Genomic DNA, 26,936 nt, shown 5'->3' with positions numbered 1-26,936 from the left:
CTAAAGCGAGGGACTGCCCTCGTCGGCGAGGAAGCCATGCAAGGCGGCGACCACCTGGGCGCCCTCGCCGATCGCCCCGCCGACGCGCTTGACCGATCCGGAGCGGACGTCGCCGACCGCGAACACACCAGGCACCGTGGTCTCGAGTTGCGGCACGGCGCGCGCGTTGCCGCCGCTTTGCACGCCGGTCAGCACGAAGCCGCCGCGGTCGACCTGGACGCCGCAGCCCTCGAGCCAATTGGTCGCCGGATCGGCGCCGACGAACAGAAAGAGATTGCGGATATCGAGGGTGAACTCGTCGGGCGCGAGCCGGCTGCGCCAGCGCACCCGCTCCAGCGTCTCCGCGCCCTCGAGCCCGATCACCTCGGTGTTGAACATCAGCTCGATGTTCGGCGTCGCCTCGATGCGCTCGATCAGGTAGCGCGACATGCTGGCGCCCAGCCCGCCGCCGCGGATCATCATGTGGACCTTGCGGGCATGCGTCGATAGAAACACCGCCGCCTGGCCCGCGGAATTGCCGCCGCCGACCAGCACGACATCCTGATTGGCGCAGAGCCGCGCCTCGATCGGCGAGGCCCAGTACCAGACACCGCGCCCCTCATAGGCATCGAGATTGTCCATCGCCGGCCGGCGATAGCGCGCGCCGCTGGCGACCACGATCGACTTGGCGCGCAGCGAGTGCCCGCATTCGGTGGCGAGCGCAAAGGCCCCTGATGCCTTCGAGCAGTCGAGCGATTTCACCGAGACCGGGATCAGCATCTCCGCGCCGAATTTCTGCGCCTGGTTGAAGGCGCGCCCCGCCAGCGCCTGCCCGGAGATGCCGGTCGGGAATCCCAGATAGTTCTCGATGCGCGCGCTGGCGCCGGCCTGGCCGCCGAAGGCGCGGGAATCGAACACCGCGACCGACAACCCTTCGGACGCAGCATAGACCGCGGTGGCCAATCCGGCCGGACCGCTGCCGACCACGGCGACGTCGTAGAGCTTGTCATGGGCACGGCCGCCGATCATGCCGAGCGCCATCGCAAGCGCCGTCTCCGACGGATTGCGCAGCACGTTGCCGTTGGGACAGACCACCAGCGGCAGCTCGGCGCGGGACGGCGCATAGCGCGCGACGATGTCGGCAGCGTCCTTGTCGGTGTCGGGATCGAGGAAGTGATGCGGCTGGCCGTTGCGCGACAGGAAACTCTGCAGCCGCGCCATGTCGCCGAGCGACGCCGAGCCGATCAGCACCGCGCCGCCGGCGCCACCCTGGATCAGGCTCACGCGGCGCAGGATCAGCGCGCGCATGATGCGCTCGCCGAGATCGGCCTCGGCGACCAGCAGCGCACGCAATCGGTCCGGCGGGATCAACAGCGTCTCGACGTCGCCATCGGCATGGCCGTCGACCAGCGCGGGGCGGCCGGAGAGCTGGCCGCTCTCAGCGAGGAATTGGCCCTCCCCCTGGTCGATCACAGGCGTGACGACGCCGAGGCCGTCGCGCAGGGTCATCGTGACATTGCCCGACAGCACCACGAACATGCCAGGGCCCGGCTTGCCGGTCTCGAACAGCGCGTCGCCGTCCCGGAACGAGCGCGGCTCGCCGAAGCGGCGCATCCGCTCGATCTCGTGCGGGGTCAGCGTCGGGAAGGTTTGCGCGAGACGCGGGAAGGCGGAGGCGGTTGCGTTCAGTCGATCGATCTTGGTTTCGTCTGCAGCCATCTTTGGCGACCTGCTTCCCTGTACCCGTAATAGGAGCCTAACGCTCCGGCCCGTTTCCGCCCGCGTCATCTAGGGCGTCATCGGCCGCTTCGGAAGATGCAACATCATCCCGACCGCGCGCCTGCGACTTCCGCCGTTTCAGATTTTCGCGCAGTGCCAGCTTCAGGCGATCCTGTCGTGAATCCTTCACGCGGGATCCGGCCTGGCCGTTGTCCTTGCCCTGATCGCCTGTCATTTTCGAATTCTCGACCGCCGACATCTTGCGCGGGGGACAATAGACAATGGCGGACGCCCGCGCACCCTGGCCGGGCGGCTAGTTGAACACCCCGCCACTCGACGATTCGGTGGCAACAAGGCGGAACAGGACCATCCCAGCGAGATCGGGAACCAAATCAGGCCGAAATCGTCTGAAATGGCCGGGATCGCTGGGGCAGAACGTGAATTTCCGCCGATTTCACCACCACACCGGGTGCCCTTGTGCTTGCGCCGGAGGGGTCCTTGTGGCAAGAACCGCCCGCTTGGACGGGCCCCTCGAGGGCCGAATCTATTTTCCCGGGCATGCTGCCGTAGCTCAGTGGTAGAGCACTCCATTGGTAATGGAGAGGTCGACAGTTCAATCCTGTCTGGCAGCACCATTTCTCCCTGCAAAACTTGCCTTCGAACCGCAGTGGCGAATGCTCCACGCGGCCAGCCCGTTGCCTCCGAAGCCTTGTATTCGCTGGTTCGGTAGCCATTTCGAGAAGACCCCAGCCGGAAAGGCATTTCGAATGAAGATTCGCGTCGGATTCGAGATGCTTTATGACTTTCCGCAGCCGACGCCGATGATCATGGTGCTGGGCACGCACTTTTCGCGCGCATCCGACATCATCGTGCCTGATCTCCTCACCACCAGCCCAGCCGTCGAGATCTCGCCCTATCGCGACATGTTCGGCAATTGGTGCAGCCGCATGGTTGCGCCGGCCGGCCGCATGCGGCTCGCCGCCGATGGCATCGTTCGCGACAGCGGTCAGCCCGATCCGGTGGTTGCCGCGGCATTTCAGCATGCGGTCGAAGATTTGCCCGCGGACACTCTGGTTTACCTGCTCGGCAGCCGCTATTGCGAGACCGACCGGCTTTCGGAAGTCGCCTGGCAGTTGTTCGAGAAGACGCCGCCCGGGTGGGCGCGGGTCCAGGCGATCTGCGATTTCGTTCATCGCCACATCGCTTTCGGATACGAGCACGCGCGTGCCACCAAGACGGCATGGGAAGCCTATAACGAAGGCAAGGGCGTCTGCCGTGACTATGCCCATCTGGCCATCGCATTCTGCCGCTGCATGAACATTCCGGCGCGTTACTGCACCGGATATCTCAGCGACATCGGTACGCCGCTGCCATGGGCGGTGGGAGATTTCGCCGGCTGGTTCGAGGCCTATCTCGGCGGCCGCTGGCACATGTTCGATCCGCGCAACAACGTGCCGCGGATCGGCCGCATCCTGATCGCGCAGGGACGCGATGCCTCCGATGTCCCGATCACCCAGACGTTCGGTCCGAACACGCTGGTCAGCTTCAAGGTCTGGACCGACGAGATCGCGTGACGGGGGATTATCTCACGTCACCCTGTGAAATTCCGGTGGCAACTGCTCGCGCACGAGTTCAGTGAGATTGAGCGCCTCGCCGCTCGCTGTGACGTCCGAGAACAGTATCTCGACGAAGGGATGCTGCCGGTTGAACGCGGCGCCCCGCCGGTACTTCTCGTCGACAATCCGCTCAAGCGCGGCAATGTTGAGTTTGCCAAGCGCATTGTACTGATCGCGGAACAGGCTCTGCCGTCCTCCGCTGTGCTCGATCGAATCGACCCAGACGTCCATCACCTTGCGGCTGATGAACGCCTCGACCGGTTCAGCTCCATCGCGGGCGGAAAACCGCAGCCCGTCCATGCTATGCGGTCCATCATCGACGCTGAATTGTGTGAGTGACATCGGGAGTCCTCCTGTTGCCGGCCTTGTTCACGTCGACAGTCCCGTCGGGACTGCGCCGCCCTCGTTGTCCCAGCGGGACAAGGCGGCGGCGAATCTCGCATCTTCCGTCAGAGGCCGTTTGCCGCGGCCGGCATCGTTCTTGTGCTTGTGAAGGAACCGGGCGATCTGCCCTCGGAGCGCCGCCGTGTCCAGCAACTTGCCGACCGATCCGGCGGTGTCGAAGATCTCCCGCTGCAGCAAGTTCGGCAAGGTGTTCCATTGCAGGATGACCGCTGCCCCAAGACAGCGCAAAACGTGCTCTTCTTCGGCAGCAAGGGCCGCACCACGGGGCCCGTCGTGCTCGTCGCCGTGCACGGCATCGCGATAGGCATCCGCGAGACCTTGCTCGTTATCTGCTAACGAGACAAAGCGGTCCTCTAAGGCTTGGAATTTGCGGCCTTCCTCAGCGCCAGCCGAACCCTTGACGAGTTCGCCGTATTCAGTGGCTTTCGCGCGATACTGCCTGGATTTGAACATGCAGAGTCCTTTCGTTTGGAAGTCTCTGCGATTCCGACCAATCTCGATGGTTGACCGGTATTACATGCACGTGGGGATCAGCGGTTCGAATAGCGAGCCCCGGCCGCAAATAAGATGACACAACGGACCGAACGAAGCGCCATGGTGCACGACAGGGGCGGCGGAGGCATCAACGCTGCCATCGGGGAAGCCACAACGCCGGACGACGAACTTCCGGTCACTGCGGCAGCGCCAACTCCTGCATTTTCGGTGGATCAATGGGCGATCACCACGCCCGCGGCACCAATCATCAGCACGACGTAAAACACGAACACACTGCCGACCCATTTCCAGTCGATCTGTCCATTCTCGGGACTCAGGCTTTCAATGATGCCGTGCATGGTGGTCTCCTGCGGGGATCGCATGCGCGCCGTATAGCCTTGGCCCGGAGCCCTTGATGTGACTCACTTCACACTTCCTGTCCCGGAGCGGAACCAGAGTGACCGGCCCAGAACTCAAGAAACTGCGCGAAAATCTCGGCGAGGCGATCGGCCGGAAGCTCACGGCAGCTGACATGGCGAGGCTGTGCGGACTGCCGGCCGCCGGCGGCGCCGAGAAGATCCGGAAATGGGAGGTCATCGGCCCGAGCGCAAAGGTCGCCGAGGTGCTGCGCGTGCTGGCGATGGCGAGCGAGCGCTATCCGATCCTGGAGAAGTTCGACATCTTCGACCGCCACGACGTCCCCGTGAAGGATCGGCCCGCGCGCCGGCAGGCGTTCCGCGAGCAGATGCGCGACGATGTGCGCCGGCGACTTGGTTAAGCAACGGTTCTCGCGAGTGAGGCGTTAAGCCTTCCTTCACCTCTGGTTAAGCGTCCGTTAGGCACAAGAAAACGTTTCACCGCCAAACAGCAGGGTTAACCGCCGCTGTCGTCTCCGAGTGACAGCTTTTTATTCAAATGCCGACTAACTCCGCGCCATGGACGGCGCCATCGCACGGCGTCTCCACGATTTGTCCGGAGAGTGACCCCATGAAGAAGTTCCTGCTCGCAACCACAGCCGTCGCCGCCTCAGTCGCCGCCTTGGGCGCGACCGCCCAGGCCGCCGATCTCGGCGCCCGCCCCTATTACCCGAAGGCGCCCGCGTACGCCGCACCGCTCTACAACTGGACCGGTTTCTATATCGGCGGTCATCTCGGCGGCGTGTTCGCCGGCAACAACACCTTCGGCGGCCTCGCGCTCGCCGATTCCAGCGCCCGCTTCATGGGCGGCGTGCAGGCCGGCTACGACTATCAGTTGTCGCCGAACTGGGTGGTCGGCGTCGAAGGCCAGTATTCCTGGGTCGGCAACCACCAGCTCAACGCGATCTTCCCCGGCGGCCTCGTCTACAACAACAACCAGCGCGGCATCGCATCGGTCACCGGCCGGCTCGGCTACACCTGGGGTCCGGGCCTGATCTATGTGAAAGGCGGTTACGCCTATTCCGACAACAACGAGAACGTGACGTTCGGCGGCCTGCCGGTCGCCTTCGCGCTCAGCGACAATCACCAGAACGGCTGGACCATCGGCGGCGGCGCCGAATACATGTTCGCACCCAACTGGTCGGCGAAGGTCGAGTACCAGTACTACGACTTCGGCGACAGCCGCTTCGTGGGCCCGGGCGCGCTGGTCCCGTTCGGTACCTTCCACAATGACGAGCACACCGTGAAGGCGGGCATCAACTACCGCTTCAACCTCGGCAATTTCGGCGGCCCGGTCGCCGCGCGCTACTGAGACCAGGGACCACAACCAGGCGTGGAAAAGGCCGGCTCTTGCCGGCCTTTTTGCGTGCATCGATTGCCGCGCGCGCAAGAACGCGAACGAAAGCGTCAGCGCCCGGCGACGCCCAATAATCACGCAAGCCGCCACAATTTTCCCAATTTTATTAACCCGCCGCACCGATACTGCCGCGCGGGAAACATCCAAGGGTCGTACGGGGGCACGGGGTAATGGCGTTTCGGTTCAAGCTCGGCAAACTCAGTCTGACGCGTATCCGCCTGCCGCAGATGGGCATCAGGGGCAGCCTGTTCGCGGCGTTCGCGGTGATCGCAGGCATGGCGCTCGTGATCAGCGCCGGCGCCGGCATGGTGCTGCACCAGCTTGGCGGCACGATGACTGACCTCAGCGGCCGCGACATTCCGCGCCTTGGCGCGAGCCTGCAACTGTCCGCCCTGAGCGCCTCGCTGGCCTCACAGGGACCCGGCCTGCTGGCCGTCCAGAGCGACGACGCCTTGAGCGAACGCACCAAGAGGGTGAAGGAAGTCGGGCAACTGACCGCGGCCAAGCTTGGCGAGATCATCGAGCTCGGCGCCGACAAAGCCGTCGTCAGCGCGCTCCAGGAGAACGTCAAGAACACCGACGAAGCCACCAAGAGCCTGATCGCGGCGGCACGCGAGCGGCTGGAGATCGCAGCAGCCCGCGACAAGCAATACAACGCGCTGCGCAAGGCGCAGGCGGCGTTCGTGTCAGCGGCAAACCCTGCGATGCGCGACGCGCAGACGCGGCTCAGCGCCATCCTGGCATCAGCCGAGGTATCTGCGGATGATGCCACCGAGGCCGCCCGTACCGTCGGCCAGATCGGCAACGTGCTCGCGGTCGGTAATCTGATGGCCTCCGACATGACCGCGGCGCTGTCGGCCAATTCCAGCGAGGTGCTGGATGCGATCGAAAAGGAGGTCAAGGCCGGGCGCGAGCGCATCGAGTCCAACCTCGAAGACCTGCCCAACAATCCAGCACTCGTCGCCTTGCGGGACACTGCGCAGAAGCTGCTGGTGCTCGGCGAAGGCAAGACCGGCGTGTTCAAGCTCCGCGAGAAGGAGCTCGATTCGATCGACTACGGCCAGACCATCCTGGACGAGACGCGCAAGCTCAATATCGGCCTCGGCATCAGCGTGCAACAGCTGGTCGACGCCGTGCAGAAGGACACCGACTCATCGACCTTCCAGGCGCGGCAGCAGATCTCGTTCGCGACCATGGTCATGATCGCGCTCGGCGCGCTGACATTGGTCGGCTCGTTCCTGTTCGTGTGGCTCTATGTCGGGCGCAACATCCTGCGCCGGATCCGCGGCCTGCAGCGCTCGATGCAGCTGTTGTCCGACGGCGACCTCGACACCGAGATCCCGCAGAGCCGCCAGCGCGACGAGATCGCCACGATGGCCGACTCGCTGCAGATCTTCCGCGAGAGCATGATCGAGGGCCGCGAACTCTCGGCGAACCAGGACAAGGACCGCGTCGCCAAGACCGAACGCGCCTCGCGCATGGAGACGCAGATCGCAGCGTTCGAATCCACCGTCCGCAACGCGCTCGGCAGCCTGCAGTCCTCGGCGAGCTCGATGCAGACCACGGCACAGAGCATGTCGGCCACCGCAGACCAGTCCAGCGCGCTGGTCAGCGCCGTCGCCTCGGCCGCCGAGGAGACCTCGGTCAACGTGCAGACGGTGTCGGCGGGCACTGAGGAACTATCGTCGTCGATCTCGGAGATCGGCCGCCAGGTCGTCACCTCGGCGGAGATCGCCCGCAAGGCCGTCGAGGAAGCCAGCGCCACCGACACCACCATGCAGGGGCTCGCCGATAACGCCGCCCGCATCAGCGTCGTGGTCGACCTGATCCAGACCATCGCCTCGCAGACCAATTTGCTCGCGCTCAACGCCACCATCGAGGCGGCGCGCGCCGGCGAAGCCGGCCGCGGCTTTGCCGTGGTCGCCTCCGAGGTGAAGAATTTGGCGAGCCAGACCGCGAAGGCGACCGAAGAGATCCGCCAGCAGATCGTCAGCATGCAGGAGGTGACGACCACGGCAGTCTCCGCCATCCGCAACATCTCGAGCACGATCGGTGAGATCAACGACGTCACCACCGCGATCGCAGCCGCGGTCGAGGAGCAGGGCGCGGCGACCCGCGAGATCGCCCGCAACATCCAGCACGCCGCCGGCGGCACCAGCGAGGTGTCGAGCAATATCGTCGGCGTCAGCAATGCTTCGTCGGAAGCCGGCGCCGCCGCAGGCGAGGTGCTGAACGCCTCCGACGCCCTGCGCCGCGAGGCCGACGTGCTGCGCGAGGAGATCGACGGCTTCCTGTCGAACATCAGGGCGGCGTAGATCGGATATTTCGTAGCCCGGATGGAGCGAAGCGTAATCCGGGACGGTGCGCTCCGAGGATATAGCCCCCCGGATTGCGCTGCGCTCCATCCGGGCTACGGAATTCCCTTCCCATTCTCCGGACCGCCATCCTGATTTTTCGGCTGGCGCGTCGGCCCGTGTGCCGCTAAGTCCGTAGCATGGACACGAAGACCGACAGCGTCGCCTCCTCGGCGGAGGCACTTCGATACCCCTGGGAGAACCACCCCGGCCACGACCAGGTCGTGGAGGTCACTCCGGGCGTGCTGTGGGCGCGGCTGAAGCTGCCGTTCCGCCTCAACCATGTGAACATCTATCTGCTCGCCGACGGCGACGGCTGGGCGATGGTGGATGCCGGCTTCGGCAACGAGGAATCGATCGCGGCCTGGACCACGCTGTTCGAGGGACCGCTGAAACACGTCAAGGTCACCCGCCTGATCGTGACCCATTCGCACCCCGACCATGTCGGGCTCGCGGGCTGGATCACCGAGCGCTTCGATTGCCCGCTGTTGATGTCGCAGGTGGAATATTTGCAGTCGGTCTATCACCAGAACCGAGGCACCGAGGAACGGCGCAACGCGCAGCGGCTGTTCTTCCGCCGCCATGGCATGGACGAGGACCTGACCGAGAAGCTGCTCGGCCGCGGCCAGGATTATCTGAAGCGGGTCTCGGTGCTGCCGCCGTCCTATCACCGCCTCACCCATGGCGACGAGGTCGTGATCGGCACGCGGCGCTTCAAGGTGATCACCGGCGGCGGACACGCGCTCGACCAGGTGATGCTGTATTGCGCCGCCGATAAGCTGTTTCTCTCGGCCGACCAGGTGCTGAGCAAGATCTCGCCCAATGTCAGCGTCTGGGCGGTCGAGCCCGAGCAGAACTCGCTCGGCGAATATCTGGCCTCGCTGGCCAGTCTCACCACCACCCTGCCCTATGATCTGATGGTGCTGCCCGGCCATGGCGTGCCGTTCTACGGGCTGAAGACAAGGATCAAGCAGCTCGCCGATCACCATGAGGAGCGCTGCCGGCTGATCGCCGAGGCCTGCCGCGAGGTGCCGCAGACCTCCAAGGAGCTGGTGCCTGTCGTGTTCCACAAGCACGTGCTGGACGAGCACCAGATGGGCTTCGCCGCCGGCGAACTGGTCGCCCACGTCAATTACATGCTGGTCGAGGGCCGACTGAAGGCCGAGATGGCCGAAGACGGCATGCTGCGCTTCAGGACGACCTGAACGCCCTGGGAGACCGGCCAGCCGTCTCCGTCGTCATCGACGAAACGATCCAGAATCTGGAGCTCGCTAGGGCGTTTTGCCCACGTGCTCCCGCATGGCCAAATGTGGGATACCGCATAGACATTAGAGCTGGAAAAGCTCTAATTTGGGCTCTCTATACCGGTCAGGTTCCGTTTTCTGGGTTCGCCGATGGATTACAGCCAGTTCTTCAATTCCGCCCTTGCTCGTCTTCATGACGAACGGCGCTACCGGGTGTTTGCCGACCTCGAGCGCATCGCTGGACGGTTCCCGCACGCGACCTGGCACTCGCCGAAAGGGCAGCGGAATGTCGTGATCTGGTGCTCCAACGACTATCTCGGCATGGGCCAGCACCCGAAAGTGGTCGGCGCCATGGTCGAGACCGCGACCCGGGTCGGCACCGGCGCCGGCGGCACCCGCAATATCGCCGGCACCCATCATCCGCTGGTGCAGCTCGAGGCTGAACTGGCCGATCTGCACGGCAAGCAAGCCTCGCTGCTATTCACCTCGGGCTATGTCTCGAACCAGACCGGCATTTCAACGATCGCGAAGCTGATCCCGAACTGCCTGATCCTGTCGGATGCGCTGAACCACAATTCGATGATCGAGGGCGTGCGCCAGGCCGGCTGCGAGCGCCAGATCTTCCGTCACAACGACGTCGCGCATCTCGAAGAACTGTTGATCGCCGCGGGTCCCGACCGGCCCAAGCTGATCGCCTGCGAGAGCCTCTATTCGATGGACGGTGACGTCGCGCCGCTGGCTGAGATCTGCGATCTCGCCGAGAAATACGGCGCCATGACCTATGTCGACGAGGTCCATGCGGTCGGCATGTACGGTCCGCGCGGCGGCGGCATTGCCGAGCGCGACGGTGTCATGCATCGCATCGACGTCCTCGAGGGCACGCTGGCCAAGGCGTTCGGCTGTCTCGGCGGCTACATCGCAGGCAACGCCGAGATCATCGATGCCGTGCGGTCATATGCGCCGGGCTTCATCTTCACGACCGCGCTGCCGCCGGCGATCTGCTCGGCCGCAACCGCTGCGATCCGTCACCTCAAGACCTCGAGCTGGGAGCGCGAGCGCCACCAGGACCGTGCCGCCCGTACCAAGGCGATCCTGACCGCCGCCGGCCTGCCTGTGATGTCGAGCGAGACCCACATCGTGCCGCTGTTCGTCGGCGACCCCGAGAAGTGCAAGCGCGCCTCCGACATGCTGCTGGAAGAGCACGGCATCTATATCCAGCCGATCAACTATCCGACCGTCGCCAAGGGCAGCGAGCGGCTGCGCATCACGCCCTCGCCCTATCACGAGGACGGCCTGATCGACGCGCTGGCGGACGCCCTGCTCCAGGTCTGGGAACGGCTCGGCCTGCCCCTGCAGAAGAAGCAGCAGGCCGCCGAGTAACCCTACTCCTCCCTCGTCTCGAAATTGGGCCGGTCGCGCGATGCGCGGCCGACCTAATGCGTTTATAGTCCCCCTCCCGACCGCCTCCCGGGCCGGGACCGGAGACAGGCAGCAATGCTGCACGACTGGGGCGTAATCGCCACGGCGTTCGCCTACATCGGATTGTTGTTCTACGTGGCCAGCCGCGGCGACCGGATGCCGGCGGGTGAGCGCGGCCGTGCCAGCCAGTGGATCTACCCGCTGTCGCTCGCGATCTACTGCACCTCCTGGACCTTCTTCGGCTCGGTCGGCTTTGCGACCCGCACCAGCGTCGATTTCCTCGCGATCTATCTCGGTCCGATCCTGATGATCGGGCTGTGCACGCCGCTGCTGCGCCGGGTGATCGTGCTGGCCAAGTCGCAGAACATCACCTCGATCGCCGATTTCATCGCCGCACGCTACGGCAAAAGCCAGGCGGTGGCGGCGACGGTGGCCGCAATCGCGATCATCGGCTCGGTGCCCTACATCGCGCTGCAGCTCAAGGCGATGGCCTCGTCGCTGGAGACGATCCTGAGCGAGGACCAGGCGTTCTCCAAGATTCCGATCATCGGCGACATCGCACTGATGGTGACGCTCGCCATGGCTGTTTTCGCGGTGCTGTTCGGCACCCGCCACAGTGACGCGACCGAGCACCAGCATGGCCTGATTCTCGCGATCGCGACCGAATCCATCGTCAAGCTGGTCGCCTTCATCGCCGCCGGTGCCTTTGTCACCTTCTGGATGTTCTCTCCGGAGGAGCTCTACGAGCGCGCCCTGAAGACGCCGGAGGCGGTGCGCGCGATCGAATATGTACCGTCGATCGGCAACTTCCTGATCATGACGCTGCTGTCGTTCTGCGCGATCATGCTGCTGCCGCGCCAGTTCCACGTCAGCGTCGTCGAGAACACGAACAGCGCAGAGGTCAGCCGAGCACGCTGGCTGTTCCCGCTCTACCTCGTCGCGATCAATCTGTTCGTGATTCCGATCGCAATCGCGGGTCTGGTCATCTTCCCGTTCGGCGCGGTCGATGCCGACATGTTCGTGCTGGCGCTGCCGATCGAAGGCGGTTCGCAGCTGCTCAGCCTCGCCGTCTTCGTCGGCGGCCTGTCGGCGGGGACCGCGATGGTGATCGTCGAATGCGTCGCGCTGTCGATCATGGTCTCCAACGACATTGTGCTGCCGCTGGTGCTGCCGCGCAGCGATGACGTCCGCGTCGGCCAGAAGGACTTCGGCGATTTCCTGCTGAAGGCGCGCCGCTTCTCGATCTTCGCCATCATGGTGATGTCGTATTTCTACTACCGCGCGCTCGGCAACACCCAGCTGGTGGCGATCGGCCTGTTGTCCTTTGCCGCGATCGCGCAGCTCGCGCCGGCCTTCTTTGGCGGCCTGTTCTGGCGCCGCGCCACGGCGCGCGGTGCCATGGCGGGCATGCTGGTCGGCTTTGCGATGTGGCTCTACACGCTGTTCGTGCCGAGCTTTCTCGAGACCTCGACCGCGGGCCTGATGCTGCTGCAGCACGGCCCGTTCGGGATCGAGGCGCTGCGGCCGCAGGCGCTGTTCGGCGCCGATTTGCCGCCGCTGTTGCACGGCACACTTTGGAGCCTCGCGCTCAATATCCTCGCCTATGTCGTGTTCTCGCTGGCGCGTGCGCCGTCCTCGATCGAACTGCTGCAGGCCAATGTGTTCGTGCCCAACACGATGGTTCCGATCGCGCCGAACTTGCGGCGCTGGCGGACCACGGTGACGGTGCAGGATATCCAGAGCACGGTGGCGCAATATCTCGGTCCCGACCGCACCCGCGAGGCCTTCGCGGCCTTCACCGCCAACCACAATGGCGCGCTCGACCCGGCCGCGCCTGCGGATTTCGAGCTGCTGCAGCATGCCGAGCGGCTGATCGCCTCGTCGATCGGGGCGGCGTCGTCACGCCTCGTGATGTCGCTGCTGCTGCGCCGGCGCACCGTGTCGGCCAAGGCCGCGCTGAAGCTGCTCGACGACTCCCACGCCGCGCTTCATTTCAACCGCGAGATCCTGCAGACCGCACTCAACCACGTGCGCCAGGGCATCGCCGTGTTCGACGCCGACCTGCAGCTGATCTGCTCCAACCGCCAGTTCAGCGAATTACTGGCGTTGCCGCCGCATCTGGTGCAGCTCGGCATCCCCCTGCCCGAAATCCTCGAATTCATGGGCGCGGTGAGCCCGCCCCCCGCCGGCAACAGCGACAGCCTGCTGGAGCAACGCCTGCGCGCCTACACCACCGAGGGCGAACCCTATCTGGAACGCTTCACCGATCGCCATCTGGTGATCGAGGTGCGCGCCAACCGCATGCCGGGCGGCGGCCTCGTCATCACCTTCTCCGATGTCACGCCGAGCTTCGAGGCGGCCGAAGCGCTGGAACGCGCCAATGCGACGCTGGAAAAGCGCGTGCGCGACCGTACCGGAGAACTCACCCGGCTGAACTCGGAGCTCGCGCTCGCCAAGAGCACGGCGGAGGACGCCAATGCCTCCAAGACCCGGTTCCTTGCCGCCGCGAGCCACGACATCCTGCAGCCGCTCAACGCCGCGCGCCTTTATGTGACGAGCCTGGTCGAGCGGCAGAATGGCGGCGAGGATTCGCGACTGGTCGAGAACATCGACGACTCGCTCGAGGCGATCGAGGACATCCTAGGCGCGCTGCTCGACATCTCACGCCTCGATGCCGGCGCCATGACGCCGTCGATCTCGAGCTTCAGGATGGCCGATCTGACGCGCTCGCTGGAGATCGAATTCGCGCCGATCGCCCGCGACAAGGGCCTCGATCTGCACTTCGTGCCCTGCTCGCTGCCGGTCGAATCCGACCGCTCGCTGCTGCGCCGGCTGTTGCAGAACTTCATCTCCAACGCGATCAAATACACCCCCCGTGGCCGCGTGCTGGTCGGCTGCCGCCGCCGCGGCCAACAGCTGCAGATCAGCATCTACGATACCGGCGTCGGAATCCCCGTGCAGAAGCGCGGCGAGATCTTCAAGGAATTCCACCGCCTCGAACAGGGCGCCCGGATCGCGCGCGGCCTCGGTCTCGGATTGTCGATCGTCGAGCGGTTGGCACGGGTCCTCGATCATCGCATCGCGATCGACTCCAATACCGGCGGCGGCTCGGTGTTCTCGGTCACGGTGCCGATTGCCACCACGGTCAACCATACCGCCGCCGTCACCAGCGCGACGCCACTGTCGAAAACGCCGATGAGCGGCGCGCTGATCGTCTGCATCGAGAACGATCTCGCCATCCTCGACGGCATGAAGACGCTGCTGACCGCATGGGACGCCGAGGTGATCGCGGTGACCGATCCGGACGCTGCCATGGCCGCGATCGAGGCCGCCGGCGGGCGCGTCACCGGCGTGCTGGTCGACTACCATCTCGACCGCGGCAACGGTATCGCCGCAATCCGCGAGATCCGCCGCCGCTTCGGCGACAATATCCCGGCGATCCTGATCACCGCCGACCGCAGCCCGCCAGTCCGCGCCGCCGCGCGCGAGGAGAACATCGCGGTGCTGAACAAGCCGGTCAAACCGGCCTCGCTCCGCGCGCTGCTCGGGCAGTGGCGAACGCAACAGATGGTGGCGGCGGAGTAGCGGCGGGGGCCAAAGTGCGCGATCAAGACGATCCCGCGCACCGCACCTTCTCCGTCGTGCTGAGGAGGCCGCGCAGCGGCCGTCTCGAAGCATGACGGCCCCGCTCTCGGCCGTGCATCCTTCGAGACGCGCGAAGACGCGCTCCTCAGGATAACGGAACGAAGACCCGAAATGCCCCTACCCCGTCGGCGTGCCCTGGCGCCACTGGCCGCCGGCGATCCTGGCGGCGGCGATCACGGCCTGGGTGCGGCTTTCGACGCCGAGTTTCTGCAGGATCGCCGAGACATGCGCCTTGATGGTCGCCTCGGAGACCCCGAGCTCATAGGCGATCTGCTTGTTGAGCAGCCCCTCCGACAGCATCATCAGCACCCGGACCTGCTGCGGGGTCAGCGTCACCAAGCGGTCACGCAGCCGCGTCATGTCGGGATCGCCGGCGGCCGAGAGATCGGTGTCCGGCGGAACCCAGACGTCGCCTTCCATCACCTTCATGATGGCATCGCGCAGCGTCTCGACCCCGAAGCGCTTGGGAATGAAGCCGGAGGCGCCGAAATCGAGCGAGCGGCGGATGGTTCCGACATCGTCGCTGGCCGAGACGATGACCACCGGGATCGCCGGATATTGTGCCCGCAGATAGATCAGGCCGGAGAAACCGCTGATTCCCGGCATCGTCAGGTCGAGCAGGATCAGGTCGACCTCGGAGTCCCGCTCCAGCAGCGCGGTCAGATCCTCGAACGATCCGGCCTCGCTGATGGTGGCCGAACTTACGACACTCGACACCGCCTGACGCAACGCATCGCGGAACAGCGGATGGTCATCGGCGATGACAAGATGAGTATTGGCAACAGCAGTCATCTCAGTCCCACAAGCGGGATTTGGCAATCCCGCGAAATCAGGTTGTCTCCCGGGCGGCAGTACCACGCAAGCACTCGATAATACCACATGCCAATGCAGTTAATCCCGCCCGTCTTGTGCGCCGCAATAGGCACACGCGGGAGTCCCATCCCATTCATGTTCCTGACGATAAGCTGAAGCCGTGAAAAAGCCAAAAGTCTTATTGGGACGGCTTTCACCGCGATGTTACCTTCGGTGGCAAGACCTAAGTCGATCCGGCAGATCCGGACGTTTGGGGCGCGAGGAAACGAGTTCGGGGAGCGAAACACAATGGCAATGGCGACAGCCACCGGCGGCGACGTCCGTCAGCGAGGAATGACCGGCGAGGAGAAGAAGGTTATCTTCGCCTCTTCACTCGGCACTGTGTTCGAGTGGTATGACTTCTATCTCTACGGCTGGACCGCAGCCCAGATCGGCAAGGCCTTCTATTCGGCGTTCGACGCCAACACGCAGTTCATCTTCGCTCTGCTGACCTTCTCGGCGGGCTTCCTCGTCCGTCCGCTCGGAGCACTGGTGTTCGGTCGCGTCGGCGATCTGGTCGGGCGCAAATACACCTTCCTGGTCACCATCACGATCATGGGCATGTCGACCTTCCTGGTCGGCCTGACGCCGGACTACCAGCAGATCGGCTGGCTGGCTCCCACCATCCTGATCTTCCTGCGCCTCCTGCAGGGCCTCGCGCTCGGCGGCGAGTACGGCGGAGCCGCGACCTATGTCGCCGAGCACGCGCCGCAGGGACGCCGCGGATTCTATACGTCGTGGATTCAAACCACCGCCACGATCGGCTTGTTCATGTCGCTGCTGATCGTCTACGTCGTCCGCAACAGCATGAGCCCCGAAGCCTTCAGCGATCCGGGTCTTGGGGGCGGCTGGCGTTATCCCTATCTGATTTCGATCCTGCTGCTCGGCATCTCGATCTGGATCCGCATGCAGCTGTCGGAATCGCCGATGTTCCAGAAGATGAAGGACGAGGGCAAGGGCTCCAAGGCCCCCTTGTCGGAAGCCTTCGGCAACTGGCAGAACGGCAAATACGCACTGATCGCGCTGTTCGGCCTCACGGCGGGGCAGGCCGTGATCTGGTACGGCGGTCAATTCTACGCGCGCGTCTTCCTCGTCAACACGCTCAAGGTGCCGGCGAACTCCGCCGACATCGCGCTCATCATCGCTTTGGCGATCGCAACCGTGGGCTTCCTGTTCTTCGGCTGGCTGTCGGACAAGATCGGCCGCAAGCCGATCATCCTGGCGGGCTGCCTGCTTGGCGCGTTGACGTATCATTTCGCCTTCACCCTGCTCACCTCGGCCGCCAATCCGGCGCTCGAAAAGGCCTTGGCCAACGCGCCAGTCACCGTGGTCGCAGACCCGGCGGACTGCAATGTCCTGTTTGACCCCGTCGGCGGCCGGGTCTTCACCAGTTCCTGCGACGTGGCCCGTAACGCGCTGATTGCCTCGTCCGTGAACTTCAAATTGGAGGCCGGTGCCGCTGGCAGCCTCGCCAAGGTCATGGTTGGCAGCAAGTCATACGACTCGGTGAAGGGTACCGGCGTCGATCCGAAGGCCTTTGCCACCCAGCGTACCGCGTTCAACACCGCAGTCACGGCCGCGGTCGGCGAGGCGGGCTACCCGGTCAAGGGGGCCGATCCAGCGGCCATCAACATGCCGATGCTGATTGCGGTCCTGACCTATCTCGCGATTCTGGTGACGATGGTCTACGGGCCGATCGCAGCCGCTCTCGTCGAGCTGTTCCCGACCCGGATCCGCTACACGTCGATGTCGCTGCCCTATCACATCGGCAACGGCTGGTTCGGCGGATTGCTGCCGCCGATCGCAGTCGCGCTGGTGGCTGCGACCGGCAATATCTACGCCGGGCTCTGGTACCCGATCGCGATCGCATCAATGACCTTCATTGTCGGCCTGATCTTCGTGCCCGAGACCAAGGACGTCGACATCACCAAGACCTGACCGGTCGATATCACGAGCCAAGTTCATCGGCCGCGGAGCGATCCGCGGCCGATGTCATTTCAAGCATGATCCGAAAAAGTGGATACCGGTTTTTCGAGAAAATCATGCTCAAACAAGGACGCGAGAGCATGATGCGTTTGGCATCATGCTCTCGTGGCGCCGATGAACTGCAGCACGATCTCACGCCGGTGCGGACGGGCGCGGTGCTCGATCAGATAGATACCCTGCCAGGTGCCGAGCGCCATCTCGCCGTCGAGCACGGGGATCTGCAGCGAGGTTGCCGTCAGCATGGTCTTGATATGCGCCGGCATGTCGTCGGGGCCCTCTGTATCGTGACGCCAGCCGCCATCTTCCGGCGCGGCCCGATCGAGTGCCGTCATCAGGTCGATCAGCACCGTCGGATCGGCGTTTTCCTGGATCGTCAATGACGCCGACGTGTGACGGATGAACAAGCTCACTGCGCCCTCGGCGGCCCGCGCCTCGCGCAGGAATTTTGCGATCTCGCTCGTGATGTCGGTGAAGCCTGCGCCAGACGTCTGCACGATCAGCCGCGACGAGACGATATGGGTCGCGGCGACGGCGGATGGCGCCGAGCGTGCAATCGTTCTCGATGACATCTGTCGCATCAGATCTTGCCGCCGTTGACGTCGCGCTGCACGCGATTGGCCATCTCGATCAGCCGCCGCCAGGCGCGCTCCACAAAGGACATCACGCGGTCCATGTCGCGGTCGCTCGGCAGCGGAATCTCGATCTTGCGCTCGGCCTCGGCGGCCTTCGGCTCGGGCTTCTTCAGCGAATCCCCCTTCAGAGAATCGCCCTTGGGCAGCGCCTCGACGGTCTTGTCTGACGCCACGGGTTCGCGCGCCGCGAGCGCGGCCTTCAGCCTGTCGTTGTCGGCCTGCAAGCGGCCAATCTCCGCATCCATCGCCGCGCGTTCGTCAGGCACCGCATAGCAGGCCCAGCCGGCGCTGGAATTGGTGCAGGTCGTGACCGCGCCGGTGCGCGTGTCGAGCCGCATGAAGCCGTCGCCCGCTGGCGACAGCGTAAAGCGGCCGTTCTCGATGTCAGGCGCCGATTGCGCCATCGCAGCGCCGCTGACGAGCAGAACGCCTGCAGCAACCGCGACGGAAAACCTCGAGATGGAAAATTTCGAGATGGAAAATTTCGAGAGCGATGTCGCTATGGGCATGAGCTTGCTCCGCCTCAACCAGATGCTGCCCTAAGCCTGAGAGCTATATGGCTTACGGCCCGACTTCAACGCATCGTCCAGCAATTCGATCCGGTCCTGGCCCCAGAACGCTTCGCCGTCGAGCACATAGCCCGGCGAGCCGAATACGTCCGAGCCAAGCGCATCCTGCCGGTTCTGCTCATAGGCCGCGCCGACCGCATCCGTGGCGGAGCGCGCGACGAGCTGATCACCGGGAAGGCCGGCATCATTGGCAAGCTTCACCAGGGTCGCAGGATCGGCGAGATTGAGCTGGTGCTCCCAGACCGCGGGATAGGCCCGCTGCAGATAGGGCTCGGGATCGAGGCCCGCCTCGAGCGCGGCGATCACGACCCCATCGGCCAGCCGCGCATTGAACGGCCAGCTCGCCGGCTGCAGGTGGAAATTCAGCCCGCGCTTGTCGCGCCAGCGCTGCAATTCGATCATCCGGTAGCGCTGCCGCACCGGATGGCGCTTGGCGAGCGGCAGCCCGCCGGTTTCCGAGAACAGGTCGACCAGCAATACGGGCCTGTAATTTACCTTGAGATTATAATCGCTTACGAGTTGGACGAATACCTTGTGGCCGATATAGGCCCATGGCGATTGCAGCGAGAAATAGTAGTCGATCTGACGCGGCATGCGGATGTCCGGCTGTAAAGCTTCGGCCATCCCAACAGAGCAGCAAAAGCCGCGCAAGGTCGCTTGATTGCATGCAAGCTGCTGCACTGCGAATGCTGCGTCACTCTGCCCTTGAATATCTTCTAATAAATCCAACGAAATCAAAGCAATAACTGGTGACGACGCAATCTTGACTTGATTAGACGCGGTCAGTATGGTCCGCGCGGCTTTTGACGGGGACGGGCGCAATTTCCATCATCCGCGGCATCGGTTAGTGTTTGCAGCATGGCTGAAAACACCAACCACGACGCAAATGGAAGTCGCGATCAATCGCCTCCCGACGAAGCTGCGCTTTCCGCAAGGCTCGGAAGTCTCGATCATCGGTTGTCAGAAATTCGCGACAGCCGGAGGAGCAAGACTGATCAACCCGGTACTGAAAGCGGGGACAGGGCGGCCAGAGCTTCGGCGATGGCGCTCGGTTTTCGTCTTTCCTCGGAGCTGGTCGCGGGCGTTGTCGTCGGGGCGGCGATTGGCTGGGGGTTCGACCGTTTATTGTCGACGTCGCCATTCGGCTTCATCGTGTTAACGCTGCTCGGCTTCGTCGCCGGCGTAGTCAACGTGGTGAGGTCTGCGGGTGTGGCCTCGGGCAAGCGCTAAGCGCTGGCGGGAAGTCATGACATTTGAAATTCGATTACCGGCACGATGGCCGGTGGACCAAGAGCCGCGCGGATGAAAATCGACCCGATCCATCAGTTCAATATCGAGCCCCTCTTCACGCTCGGCCATATCGGCAATCACACGATCGCCTTTACCAATTCGTCGCTCTACATGTTCATCGCAGTGCTGCTGATCGCGCTGCTGATGCTGGCGAGCGGCCGGGAACTGATTCCGGGACGGCTGCAGTCGGTCGCCGAGATCTCCTACGAGTTCGTGGCGTCGACGATTCGCGGCAATGCCGGCGCGGAAGGCATGAAGTTCTTCCCGCTGATCTTCTCGATCTTCATGTTCCTCTGCGTCTCGAATCTCGTGGGCATCATCCCCTACACCTTCACGATCGCGAGCCACCTGATCGTGACCGCAGCGCTGGCGCTGCTGGTGTTCTTCACGGTCCTAATCTACGGCCTCTACAAGAACGGCCTGAAATTCTTCAAGATCTTCGTTCCCTCCGGCGTTCCGCTGTACATCCTGCCGCTGGTCATTTTCATCGAAGTCCTGTCGTTCTTCCTGCGGCCGGTCTCGCACAGCGTGCGTCTGTTCGCCAACATGCTGGCTGGCCACATCGCGCTGAAGGTGTTTGCGGGCTTCGTCGCGATGCTCGGCTTCTCGCTCGGCGCGCTCGGCTGGGTCGGCGGCGTGATGCCGCTGGCGCTCACGGTTGCGCTCTACGCGCTCGAACTGCTGGTCGCGTTTCTGCAGGCCTACGTGTTCGCGATCCTGACCGTCATCTACCTCAACGACGCCATTCATCCGGGACACTAAGCGGTCCGGAGAATCTCTCCACCCACCAATCTGTCTATCTTTCCTCAAGGAGCTACATATGGAACCGGCAGCAGCTAAACTTATCGGCGCGGGCATCGCATGCATCGGCATGGGCGGTGCGGGCGTTGGCGTGGGCATCATCTTCGGCAACTACCTTGCCGCAGCGGTGCGCAACCCGTCAGCCGCGCAGGGTCAGTTCGGCAACCTGATTTTCGGCTTCGCCGTGACCGAAGCGCTCGGCATCTTCTCGCTGCTGATCGCGCTGCTCCTGCTGTTCGTTCCGCTCTGAGCGGCACCCCGGTTCCGCTCTGAGCGGTAACCCGGTTCCGCTCTCGCGGTAACCCGTCGCGCCGCCCAAAGGTTGTCCCAAGGGCGGCGCGCATGACAGCAACAGGAGAACACCATGGCTGAGAGTCATGGCGAGGCAAAAGGCCAGAAAGCCGACGCCCATACCGAGGCCGAAGGCGGACATCACGGCGGAGCCTTTCCGCCGTTCGATTCCTCCAATTACGCCTCGCAGCTGGTGTCACTGGCGATTGCATTCGTCGCCCTCTATCTGATCGTGTCACGGATCGCACTGCCGCGCGTCGGCGGTACGATCGATGCACGCCAGAACAAGATCGAAGGCGATCTGGCCGAGGCGCAGAAGCTGAAGGACGAGTCCGACGCTGCGCTGAAGGCCTATGAAACCGAGCTGGCGAACGCGCGCTCCCGCGCGCAGGCGATCGGCAACGAGACCCGCGAGAAGCTGAACGCGGCCTCCGACGCCGAACGCAAGACGCTGGAAGAGACGCTGGCGGTCAAGCTTGCCGACGCCGAGAAGCAGATCGCAACGACCCGGACCAATGCCATGAGCAACGTCCGTGGCATCGCGGCGGATGCGGCCGGCGCCATCGTCCAGCAGCTGTCCGGCCTGACGCCGGATGCGAATGCGGTCAACAGCGCCGTCGACGCTTCGCTGAAGGGATAGACCGATGCTTTACGAACCGGAAACCTGGGTCGCCGTCGCGTTCGTCACTCTGGTGATCGTGTTCGGCTATCTCGGCGTCCATCGCACGCTGCTGACGGCGCTCGATCACCGTGCCGCCCGCATCAAGGCCGAACTCGACGACGCCCGCCGTCTGAAGGACGAGGCCACCAAGCTGCTCGGCGAGTACAAGGCCCGCCGTGCCAGCGCGGAGCGCGAGGCCGAGGACATCATCTCGAGCGCCAGGGCCGAAGCCGAACGGATCGCGGTCGAGGCCAAGACCAAGATGGAAGATTTTGTCGCGCGGCGGACCAAGACCGCCGAGAGCAAGATCGCGCTGGCCGAGGCCCAGGCCGTGGCCGACGTCCGCGCCGCCGCAGCCAATGCCGCAGTCACCGCCGCCTCGACCATCCTGTCGCAGTCGGTCAAGGGCTCGGTCGCCGACGACCTCGTCAACAAGGGCATCGCCGAAGTTCGCGCCAAGCTGAACTGAGGCGCTTCCTCCTTCAACACAAAGCCGGCGCGAGATCATCGCGCCGGCTTTTTGTTTGTGCCTACTTCTTCTCTACTTCTTCTTGGTCGCGCGCGGCTTGGGCTCGGACTTGATGGCCTGCGGGTCGAAGCCGATATAGAAGACATAATTGTCGTTTTCCGCGGCCGACGGTGCCGGATAGACGATATCCTCGGCGACCAGGCTGAACGGCACGCTGCCGCTCTCGTCGATCTGAACCGTGGTCTGATAGGCCTTGGTCATGATCGTCTTCTCGCCCACGCCGCCGCGCACCACGGCGACGCGAAGCGGCACCTGGATGGTCGGTGGCGCGCCCGCGGGTCCGACGATCACCCGCCCCTGGATTCCGATCTTGGCGGTGATCTCGCCGCCGTTCAGGGTGCACTGGCGCGCCATCTTGGTGATCGACGCCAGGAACTTGATGTCGTTACCGACTGCCTCCTTGCCGGGCGTCCCCACCGAATAGGTCGAGGCGCCGGCGCGGATCTGCACTGGCGGACAGGTCAGTTCGGCGTCAGCATCGTCGAGTTGCTTCGGCCCGGCTGATGTCGCCGGCTTGGCGGTGTCGGACGACCCGCCACCAAACAGGCTCTTGAAGCGGTCGCTGAGGGACTGCGCCGAGACGGCCGAGGGCATCAGGGCAGCGCCGAGGCTGATCGATGCCACCACCATGATCGCGATCCTGATCACCCTGTCACCCATGCGATACCCTCTTATCCCCCAGCGAGGTTCCCTGTTCCGCGGGCCTTATAGCAGGGCAATGGCGGCGAACCCAAGGCGGGAACAGAGGCGGGAACAAAGCCGGCGAATCATGCGCAACAGCAGCGATCAACCGCGGAAATCCTCGTGTAGCAGGCCGAACAGCAAATGGTCCTGCCAGATGCCGTTGATGCAGAGATAGCGCCGCGCCAGGCCCTCCCGACCGAAGCCGCATTTCTCCAGCACCCGGATCGACGGCGCGTTGGAGGGGATGCAGGCCGCCTCGATGCGGTGCAGGTTGAGTTCGCCGAACAGTGACGGCAGCAGCACCCGCAGCGCCGTCGTCATGTAGCCGCGAGCGGCGTGGGGCTGACCGACCCAATACCCGATGGTGCCGGCCTGCACGATGCCGCGGCGGACATTGGCAAGCGTGATGCCGCCGATCATCACGCCGTCCGATTCCCGGAAGATGATGAACGGATAGGAGCGGTCGGCTGAAATGTCTTCGGAATAGCGGCGCAGACGGCGGCGGAAACCGGCGCGGGTCAGGTCGTCGGACGGCCAGATCGGCTCCCACGGCGTCAGATAGCCGCGGCTGAATTCCCGCAACTGCGCCCATTGCGGGAAATCCGACATCTGCGGCGCGCGCAGCAGCAGCCCATGGCCGCGTGGCATCAGCGCGGCCGGTCCGCTGGATGGCAAACGAAACAGGGCCATGGCCCGACACTCCCCCGTCGGTCTCCTTCTCCCTCTCCCCGCAAGCGGGGAGAGGTAAACTAGTGCAGCAACGTCTTTGCCTTCGACTTCGTCAATCCTTCCGCAAAAGACACCGCCGTGTCCAGACCCCTGCCGCTGCCAAGCGCGACGACGGCCGGGCGGCTGCGCGACAGCAGCGCGCGGGCGGCATTGCGGCTCGATTCGACGCTGACCGCCTCGATCCGCGCCACCAACTCTTCCACCGTCTGCGGCCGTCCATAGGCCAGCACATGGCGGGCCAATTGCTCGGCCCGTGACGAACAGCTTTCCAGCGCCATCAGCAGGCCGGCCTTCATCTGCGCCTTGGCCCGTGCCACTTCGGCCTCGGTCAGGGTCTCCACGGCGTCGGTGATGACGTCGACGACGACTTCCATCATTTCCGGCGCGTCGGCGGGATCGGTCCCGGTGTAGAGGCCGAAGAAGCCGGTGTCGCTATAGGGCGCGTGGAAAGTGTAGATCGAGTAGCACAGGCCGCGCTTCTCGCGCACCTCCTGGAACAGCCGCGACGACATTCCGCCGCCGAGCGTGTTGGTGAACACCTGCAGCGAGAACAGCGACAGATCGCCCTGCGGCACACCTTCGAGCGCGAGCGTCAGATGCGCCTGCTCGAGATCGCGATGCACCACGCGGGACCCGCCCTTGCCGAACATCGCCGGCTGCGGCTTTGGCGCCGGCGTGGGCTGAAAGCTCGCAAATCGCACGGTAACGTCTTCGACGATGCGCTTGTGATCGACCGCACCGGCGGCCGCGACCACCATGTCCGGCGCGCGGTAATGCGTCGACAGATAGTCGCCCAGCATGTCGCGATTGAAGGCCTTCAGCGTCTTGGCCGTCCCAAGCAGCGAGCGGCCCATCGGTTGGTCCGGATAGCAGAGCTCGTTGAGATGCTCGAACACGACGTCATCAGGCGTATCCTGCGCCGCGCCGATCTCCTGCACGATCACGCCCTTCTCGCGCTCCAGTTCGTCCGGCACGAAGGACGGGTTGGCAAGAATGTCGGACAGCACGTCGAGCGCCAGCGGCACGTCCGCCTTCAACACCCGCGCATAATAGGCGGTGGTCTCGGTCGAGGTTCCGGCATTGAGATCGCCGCCGACCGCCTCGATCTCCTCGACGATCTCGCGCGAGGAGCGCCGCGTGGTGCCCTTGAACGCCATGTGCTCCAGGAGATGCGAGATGCCATGCTCGTTCGGCTTCTCGTCGCGGCCGCCGACGCCGGCCCAGACGCCGAGCGCCGCGGTTTCCAGATGCGGCATGGTGTCGGTGACGACGGTGAGGCCTGACAGCAGCTTGGTGACTTCAACGCTCATCCGGCAACTCCCTGCTTGGCGGCACGGCTGACCGACAGCACGAAGCGCTCGATATCAGCGGAATCATTCTTCATGACGGTCATGTGTTCGGATTTGGTCATCAGGCCGTCGAGCCAGGCCGGCAGATGCGGCCGCACGCCGCAGGCGGCCTCGACCGCGTCGGGGAATTTGGCCGCATGCGCGGTCGACAGCACAATATTCGGGATCGTCGAGTCCGAGGTGTCGCGGTCGGCGACCGCAAGCGCCACCGCGGTATGGGGATCGACGAGGTCGCCGGCCTCGCGCCAGGCGGCGCGGATCGCGGCTGACGTCTCGGTCTCGTCGGCGCGGCCTGCGTCGAAATCACGGCGCACCGCGGCCAGCGTCGCATCCGGCAGCACGAAGCGGCCGGACTGCTTCAGCGAATCCATCAGGCGGCGGACGCTACCGGCATCGCGACCGCTTGCCTCGAACAGCAGCCGCTCGAAATTCGAGGATATCTGGATGTCCATCGACGGCGAGGCCGTGGCGTGAACCTCGCGTACCTCGTAGATGCCGGTCTTCAGCGTGCGCGGCAGGATGTCGTTGACGTTAGCCGCGATCCGCAGCCAGCGGATCGGCAGGCCCATGCACTTTGCGACATAGCCCGCGAAAATATCGCCGAAATTGCCGGTCGGCACCGTGAAGTCGACCGTCCGCTGCGGCGAACCGAGCGCGACCGCCGAGGTGAAGTAGTAGACCACCTGCGCCACGATGCGCGCCCAGTTGATCGAGTTGACGCCGGACAGCGCGACCGCATCGCGGAAGCGATGGTTGTTGAACATCGCCTTCACGATCGCCTGGCAATCGTCGAACGTGCCCTCGATCGCCAGCGCATGCACATTGGCGGCGCCCGTCGTCGTCATCATGCGCCGCTGCACGTCGGAGATGCGTCCGTTCGGGAACAGCACGACGAGGTCGACATTGTCGAGGCCCGCGAACGCATCGACCGCGGCACCGCCGGTGTCGCCCGAGGTCGCGACCACGATGGTGGTGCGCTGCGCGCGTTTCGCCAGCACATGATCCATCAGCCGCGAGATCAGCTGCATCGCGACGTCTTTGAACGCCAGCGTCGGCCCGTGGAACAGCTCGAGCAGGAATTGATTCGGCCCGATCTGGTCGAGCGGCACCACCGCGGGATGGCGGAAGGTGGCATAGGCCTCGTTCGCCATGCGCCCGAGATCGGCGTCGGAAATCTCACCGGCGACGAACGGGCGGATGATCTCGACCGCGACCTCCCAATAGGGCCGGCCGAAAAACGAGGCGATGGTCTCGTGCGAAAGCTGCGGCCAGGTCTCGGGCACGTAGAGCCCGCCGTCACGGGCAAGCCCGGTCAGCATCACATCGCAGAAGCCCAGTGCAGGGGCTTCGCCCCGGGTCGAAATATAGCGCGTCAAACGGCCCTCCAAAGGCTTCGATCCTAGCCCTAAGCCTTTGATATATTGGAATTATCATGTTCGCCATTTGCGAACCGAACGGGCACCATAGAAGATCATGCCGGCAAAGTGTAGCCCGAAGGATGCGTTCCGGCGTAGCGCAGTTGACGCGCTGCTCTCTCCGAATGTCGTCCTGGCGAAAGCCAGGATCCATAACCACCACAGTTTGTCGGGAGAGGGATCGTAGCCCCAGCGTCGCGCAACGATTGACACTTGGGGTAATGGATCCTGGCTTTCGCCAGGACGACATCGAGTTTGTTGGACGGCTGATGCCATGCACCCGCGTTCTCGCGACATGATTTGTCCGAGCTTTGCATTTCGTTTGCCCTCTCACCTTGTAGAGGGCGCAGGGAAGGCCGGGTGCCGATCGCACCCATGGGCCCGGTGCAACAGAAAGCACCGGGGTAGGACCACAGAGTTTTGCTTCGGATAAAACGAAATATTTTTGCGCGGGGGGCTTGCGCCGTCGGGCAACTCAGCGCTAAGGGCCGATGTCCATCTCCTCGTCATTCCGGGGCGT

26 protein-coding genes and 1 tRNA gene are annotated in these 26,936 nt (G+C 64.3%); 14 read left to right on the top strand and 13 right to left on the bottom strand.

Annotation, left to right across the window (positions count from 1 at the left end):
* Positions 1 to 1,698, bottom strand: coding sequence for an FAD-dependent oxidoreductase (locus tag UP09_RS35095; protein WP_044542973.1), 1,698 nt, complete (start codon positions 1,696 to 1,698; stop codon positions 1 to 3).
* 37 nt (positions 1,699 to 1,735) lie between these two features.
* Positions 1,736 to 1,933: a hypothetical protein gene (locus UP09_RS38310; protein ID WP_197082794.1), complete on the bottom strand. Its 198-nt coding sequence runs from the start codon at positions 1,931 to 1,933 to the stop codon at positions 1,736 to 1,738.
* Between the two features lie 325 nt (positions 1,934 to 2,258).
* Here UP09_RS38310 and UP09_RS35085 point away from each other — a divergent pair.
* Together UP09_RS35085 and UP09_RS35080 are read left to right on the top strand one after the other, a co-directional pair.
* A tRNA-Thr gene (locus UP09_RS35085) sits at positions 2,259 to 2,333 on the top strand.
* A 132-nt stretch (positions 2,334 to 2,465) separates the two neighbouring features.
* Positions 2,466 to 3,272 carry a transglutaminase-like domain-containing protein gene (locus tag UP09_RS35080; RefSeq protein ID WP_044542972.1) on the top strand — a complete coding sequence of 269 codons (807 nt, stop codon included), beginning with the start codon at positions 2,466 to 2,468 and terminating at the stop codon, positions 3,270 to 3,272.
* Positions 3,273 to 3,284: 12 nt separating this feature from the next.
* On the opposite strand, the gene UP09_RS35075 is transcribed toward UP09_RS35080, so the two are convergent.
* The 3 genes from UP09_RS35075 to UP09_RS38785 all read right to left on the bottom strand — a co-directional run bounded on the left by UP09_RS35075 (position 3,285) and on the right by UP09_RS38785 (position 4,552).
* Entirely contained in the window at positions 3,285 to 3,656 is a 372-nt protein-coding gene (locus UP09_RS35075; RefSeq protein ID WP_044542971.1) for a hypothetical protein, read from the bottom strand.
* Between the two features lie 27 nt (positions 3,657 to 3,683).
* Positions 3,684 to 4,172 carry a hypothetical protein gene (locus UP09_RS35070; RefSeq protein ID WP_044542970.1) on the bottom strand — a complete coding sequence of 163 codons (489 nt, stop codon included), beginning with the start codon at positions 4,170 to 4,172 and terminating at the stop codon, positions 3,684 to 3,686.
* A gap of 254 nt (positions 4,173 to 4,426) precedes the next feature.
* The gene (locus UP09_RS38785; protein WP_283806036.1) at positions 4,427 to 4,552 is read right to left on the bottom strand and encodes a hypothetical protein; all 126 of its coding nucleotides are present in this window, start codon (positions 4,550 to 4,552) and stop codon (positions 4,427 to 4,429) included.
* A 98-nt stretch (positions 4,553 to 4,650) separates the two neighbouring features.
* Between UP09_RS38785 and UP09_RS35065 the strand changes: the two genes are divergently transcribed.
* From UP09_RS35065 to UP09_RS35040, 6 genes are all read left to right on the top strand, one after another.
* Positions 4,651 to 4,971, top strand: a complete 321-nt coding sequence (locus UP09_RS35065; RefSeq protein WP_044542969.1) for a hypothetical protein — start codon at positions 4,651 to 4,653, stop codon at positions 4,969 to 4,971.
* Between the two features lie 209 nt (positions 4,972 to 5,180).
* Positions 5,181 to 5,921 carry an outer membrane protein gene (locus UP09_RS35060; protein WP_044542968.1) on the top strand — a complete coding sequence of 247 codons (741 nt, stop codon included), beginning with the start codon at positions 5,181 to 5,183 and terminating at the stop codon, positions 5,919 to 5,921.
* 215 nt (positions 5,922 to 6,136) lie between these two features.
* Positions 6,137 to 8,281 (top strand): methyl-accepting chemotaxis protein, encoded by a 2,145-nt coding sequence (locus UP09_RS35055; RefSeq protein WP_044542967.1) that lies wholly within the window; start codon positions 6,137 to 6,139, stop codon positions 8,279 to 8,281.
* Between the two features lie 179 nt (positions 8,282 to 8,460).
* On the top strand, positions 8,461 to 9,525 hold the full coding sequence (locus tag UP09_RS35050) for an MBL fold metallo-hydrolase (RefSeq protein ID WP_044542966.1): 1,065 nt from the start codon (positions 8,461 to 8,463) through the stop codon (positions 9,523 to 9,525).
* 189 nt (positions 9,526 to 9,714) lie between these two features.
* Positions 9,715 to 10,944, top strand: coding sequence for a 5-aminolevulinate synthase (gene hemA / locus UP09_RS35045; RefSeq protein ID WP_044542964.1), 1,230 nt, complete (start codon positions 9,715 to 9,717; stop codon positions 10,942 to 10,944).
* Positions 10,945 to 11,058: 114 nt separating this feature from the next.
* Positions 11,059 to 14,568 carry a PAS domain-containing hybrid sensor histidine kinase/response regulator gene (locus UP09_RS35040; protein WP_044542963.1) on the top strand — a complete coding sequence of 1,170 codons (3,510 nt, stop codon included), beginning with the start codon at positions 11,059 to 11,061 and terminating at the stop codon, positions 14,566 to 14,568.
* A 177-nt stretch (positions 14,569 to 14,745) separates the two neighbouring features.
* Here the strand turns inward: UP09_RS35040 and UP09_RS35035 are convergent, their stop codons facing one another.
* The gene (locus tag UP09_RS35035) at positions 14,746 to 15,420 is read right to left on the bottom strand and encodes a response regulator (protein ID WP_044542962.1); all 675 of its coding nucleotides are present in this window, start codon (positions 15,418 to 15,420) and stop codon (positions 14,746 to 14,748) included.
* Positions 15,421 to 15,729: 309 nt separating this feature from the next.
* On the opposite strand from UP09_RS35035, the gene UP09_RS35030 reads away from it, so the two are divergent.
* Positions 15,730 to 17,418: an MFS transporter gene (locus UP09_RS35030; protein WP_156164937.1), complete on the top strand. Its 1,689-nt coding sequence runs from the start codon at positions 15,730 to 15,732 to the stop codon at positions 17,416 to 17,418.
* 143 nt (positions 17,419 to 17,561) lie between these two features.
* Here UP09_RS35030 and UP09_RS35025 read toward each other — a convergent pair whose 3' ends face one another.
* From UP09_RS35025 to UP09_RS35015, 3 genes are read right to left on the bottom strand one after another with little or no spacing between them, the layout of a single operon-like run.
* On the bottom strand, positions 17,562 to 18,035 hold the full coding sequence (locus UP09_RS35025; protein ID WP_044543198.1) for a secondary thiamine-phosphate synthase enzyme YjbQ: 474 nt from the start codon (positions 18,033 to 18,035) through the stop codon (positions 17,562 to 17,564).
* Between the two features lie 8 nt (positions 18,036 to 18,043).
* Positions 18,044 to 18,607 carry a hypothetical protein gene (locus UP09_RS35020; RefSeq protein ID WP_044542961.1) on the bottom strand — a complete coding sequence of 188 codons (564 nt, stop codon included), beginning with the start codon at positions 18,605 to 18,607 and terminating at the stop codon, positions 18,044 to 18,046.
* A 30-nt stretch (positions 18,608 to 18,637) separates the two neighbouring features.
* The gene (locus UP09_RS35015; RefSeq protein ID WP_044542960.1) at positions 18,638 to 19,261 is read right to left on the bottom strand and encodes a 2-hydroxychromene-2-carboxylate isomerase; all 624 of its coding nucleotides are present in this window, start codon (positions 19,259 to 19,261) and stop codon (positions 18,638 to 18,640) included.
* Between the two features lie 264 nt (positions 19,262 to 19,525).
* Between UP09_RS35015 and UP09_RS35010 the strand changes: the two genes are divergently transcribed.
* The 5 genes from UP09_RS35010 (at position 19,526) to UP09_RS34990 (ending at position 22,179) form a co-directional block, all read left to right on the top strand.
* Complete coding sequence (locus tag UP09_RS35010) at positions 19,526 to 19,897, top strand: AtpZ/AtpI family protein (RefSeq protein ID WP_044542959.1); 372 nt, start codon at positions 19,526 to 19,528, stop codon at positions 19,895 to 19,897.
* Positions 19,898 to 19,969: 72 nt separating this feature from the next.
* Complete coding sequence (locus tag UP09_RS35005) at positions 19,970 to 20,719, top strand: F0F1 ATP synthase subunit A (RefSeq protein ID WP_044542958.1); 750 nt, start codon at positions 19,970 to 19,972, stop codon at positions 20,717 to 20,719.
* A 58-nt stretch (positions 20,720 to 20,777) separates the two neighbouring features.
* Entirely contained in the window at positions 20,778 to 21,008 is a 231-nt protein-coding gene (locus UP09_RS35000; RefSeq protein ID WP_016847054.1) for a F0F1 ATP synthase subunit C, read from the top strand.
* 114 nt (positions 21,009 to 21,122) lie between these two features.
* A complete protein-coding gene (locus UP09_RS34995) occupies positions 21,123 to 21,689 on the top strand; it encodes a F0F1 ATP synthase subunit B (RefSeq protein ID WP_044542957.1) in 567 nt (188 codons plus the stop codon).
* A gap of 4 nt (positions 21,690 to 21,693) precedes the next feature.
* Complete coding sequence (locus tag UP09_RS34990) at positions 21,694 to 22,179, top strand: F0F1 ATP synthase subunit B family protein (RefSeq protein ID WP_044542956.1); 486 nt, start codon at positions 21,694 to 21,696, stop codon at positions 22,177 to 22,179.
* 72 nt (positions 22,180 to 22,251) lie between these two features.
* On the opposite strand, the gene UP09_RS34985 is transcribed toward UP09_RS34990, so the two are convergent.
* The 4 genes from UP09_RS34985 to thrC form a co-directional block, all read right to left on the bottom strand.
* Positions 22,252 to 22,899, bottom strand: coding sequence for a hypothetical protein (locus tag UP09_RS34985; RefSeq protein ID WP_082070414.1), 648 nt, complete (start codon positions 22,897 to 22,899; stop codon positions 22,252 to 22,254).
* Between the two features lie 126 nt (positions 22,900 to 23,025).
* Entirely contained in the window at positions 23,026 to 23,613 is a 588-nt protein-coding gene (locus tag UP09_RS34980) for a GNAT family N-acetyltransferase (protein WP_044542955.1), read from the bottom strand.
* 59 nt (positions 23,614 to 23,672) lie between these two features.
* A complete protein-coding gene (locus tag UP09_RS34975; RefSeq protein ID WP_044542954.1) occupies positions 23,673 to 24,962 on the bottom strand; it encodes a M16 family metallopeptidase in 1,290 nt (429 codons plus the stop codon).
* A complete protein-coding gene (gene thrC / locus UP09_RS34970; RefSeq protein ID WP_044542953.1) occupies positions 24,959 to 26,377 on the bottom strand; it encodes a threonine synthase in 1,419 nt (472 codons plus the stop codon). The genes UP09_RS34975 and thrC overlap by 4 nt, the downstream gene beginning before the upstream one ends.
* Positions 26,378 to 26,936: the final 559 nt, after the last annotated feature.

The sequence above is a fragment of the Bradyrhizobium sp. LTSP885 genome, from assembly GCF_000938305.1.
Lineage (GTDB): Bacteria > Pseudomonadota > Alphaproteobacteria > Rhizobiales > Xanthobacteraceae > Bradyrhizobium.
The sequence above is the reverse complement of the archived record's forward strand: the minus strand, read 5'-3'. Positions and strand labels throughout refer to the sequence as shown.

Coding starts and splice junctions, on each gene's coding strand:
- UP09_RS34980 (WP_044542955.1), bottom strand. CDS start 23,613: ATGGCCCTGTTTCGTTTGCCATCCAGCGGACCGGCCGCGCTGATGCCA.
- UP09_RS34975 (WP_044542954.1), bottom strand. CDS start 24,962: ATGAGCGTTGAAGTCACCAAGCTGCTGTCAGGCCTCACCGTCGTCACC.
- UP09_RS35040 (WP_044542963.1), top strand. CDS start 11,059: ATGCTGCACGACTGGGGCGTAATCGCCACGGCGTTCGCCTACATCGGA.
- UP09_RS35035 (WP_044542962.1), bottom strand. CDS start 15,420: ATGACTGCTGTTGCCAATACTCATCTTGTCATCGCCGATGACCATCCG.
- UP09_RS35080 (WP_044542972.1), top strand. CDS start 2,466: ATGAAGATTCGCGTCGGATTCGAGATGCTTTATGACTTTCCGCAGCCG.
- UP09_RS34985 (WP_082070414.1), bottom strand. CDS start 22,899: ATGGGTGACAGGGTGATCAGGATCGCGATCATGGTGGTGGCATCGATC.
- UP09_RS35015 (WP_044542960.1), bottom strand. CDS start 19,261: ATGCCGCGTCAGATCGACTACTATTTCTCGCTGCAATCGCCATGGGCC.
- UP09_RS35030 (WP_156164937.1), top strand. CDS start 15,730: ATGGCAATGGCGACAGCCACCGGCGGCGACGTCCGTCAGCGAGGAATG.
- UP09_RS35060 (WP_044542968.1), top strand. CDS start 5,181: ATGAAGAAGTTCCTGCTCGCAACCACAGCCGTCGCCGCCTCAGTCGCC.
- UP09_RS35000 (WP_016847054.1), top strand. CDS start 20,778: ATGGAACCGGCAGCAGCTAAACTTATCGGCGCGGGCATCGCATGCATC.
- UP09_RS35010 (WP_044542959.1), top strand. CDS start 19,526: ATGGCTGAAAACACCAACCACGACGCAAATGGAAGTCGCGATCAATCG.
- UP09_RS35055 (WP_044542967.1), top strand. CDS start 6,137: ATGGCGTTTCGGTTCAAGCTCGGCAAACTCAGTCTGACGCGTATCCGC.
- UP09_RS35075 (WP_044542971.1), bottom strand. CDS start 3,656: ATGTCACTCACACAATTCAGCGTCGATGATGGACCGCATAGCATGGAC.
- UP09_RS35070 (WP_044542970.1), bottom strand. CDS start 4,172: ATGTTCAAATCCAGGCAGTATCGCGCGAAAGCCACTGAATACGGCGAA.
- UP09_RS35025 (WP_044543198.1), bottom strand. CDS start 18,035: ATGTCATCGAGAACGATTGCACGCTCGGCGCCATCCGCCGTCGCCGCG.
- UP09_RS38785 (WP_283806036.1), bottom strand. CDS start 4,552: ATGCACGGCATCATTGAAAGCCTGAGTCCCGAGAATGGACAGATCGAC.
- UP09_RS35050 (WP_044542966.1), top strand. CDS start 8,461: ATGGACACGAAGACCGACAGCGTCGCCTCCTCGGCGGAGGCACTTCGA.
- UP09_RS34995 (WP_044542957.1), top strand. CDS start 21,123: ATGGCTGAGAGTCATGGCGAGGCAAAAGGCCAGAAAGCCGACGCCCAT.
- UP09_RS35095 (WP_044542973.1), bottom strand. CDS start 1,698: ATGGCTGCAGACGAAACCAAGATCGATCGACTGAACGCAACCGCCTCC.
- UP09_RS38310 (WP_197082794.1), bottom strand. CDS start 1,933: ATGACAGGCGATCAGGGCAAGGACAACGGCCAGGCCGGATCCCGCGTG.
- UP09_RS35005 (WP_044542958.1), top strand. CDS start 19,970: ATGAAAATCGACCCGATCCATCAGTTCAATATCGAGCCCCTCTTCACG.
- UP09_RS35020 (WP_044542961.1), bottom strand. CDS start 18,607: ATGCCCATAGCGACATCGCTCTCGAAATTTTCCATCTCGAAATTTTCC.
- UP09_RS34990 (WP_044542956.1), top strand. CDS start 21,694: ATGCTTTACGAACCGGAAACCTGGGTCGCCGTCGCGTTCGTCACTCTG.
- hemA (WP_044542964.1), top strand. CDS start 9,715: ATGGATTACAGCCAGTTCTTCAATTCCGCCCTTGCTCGTCTTCATGAC.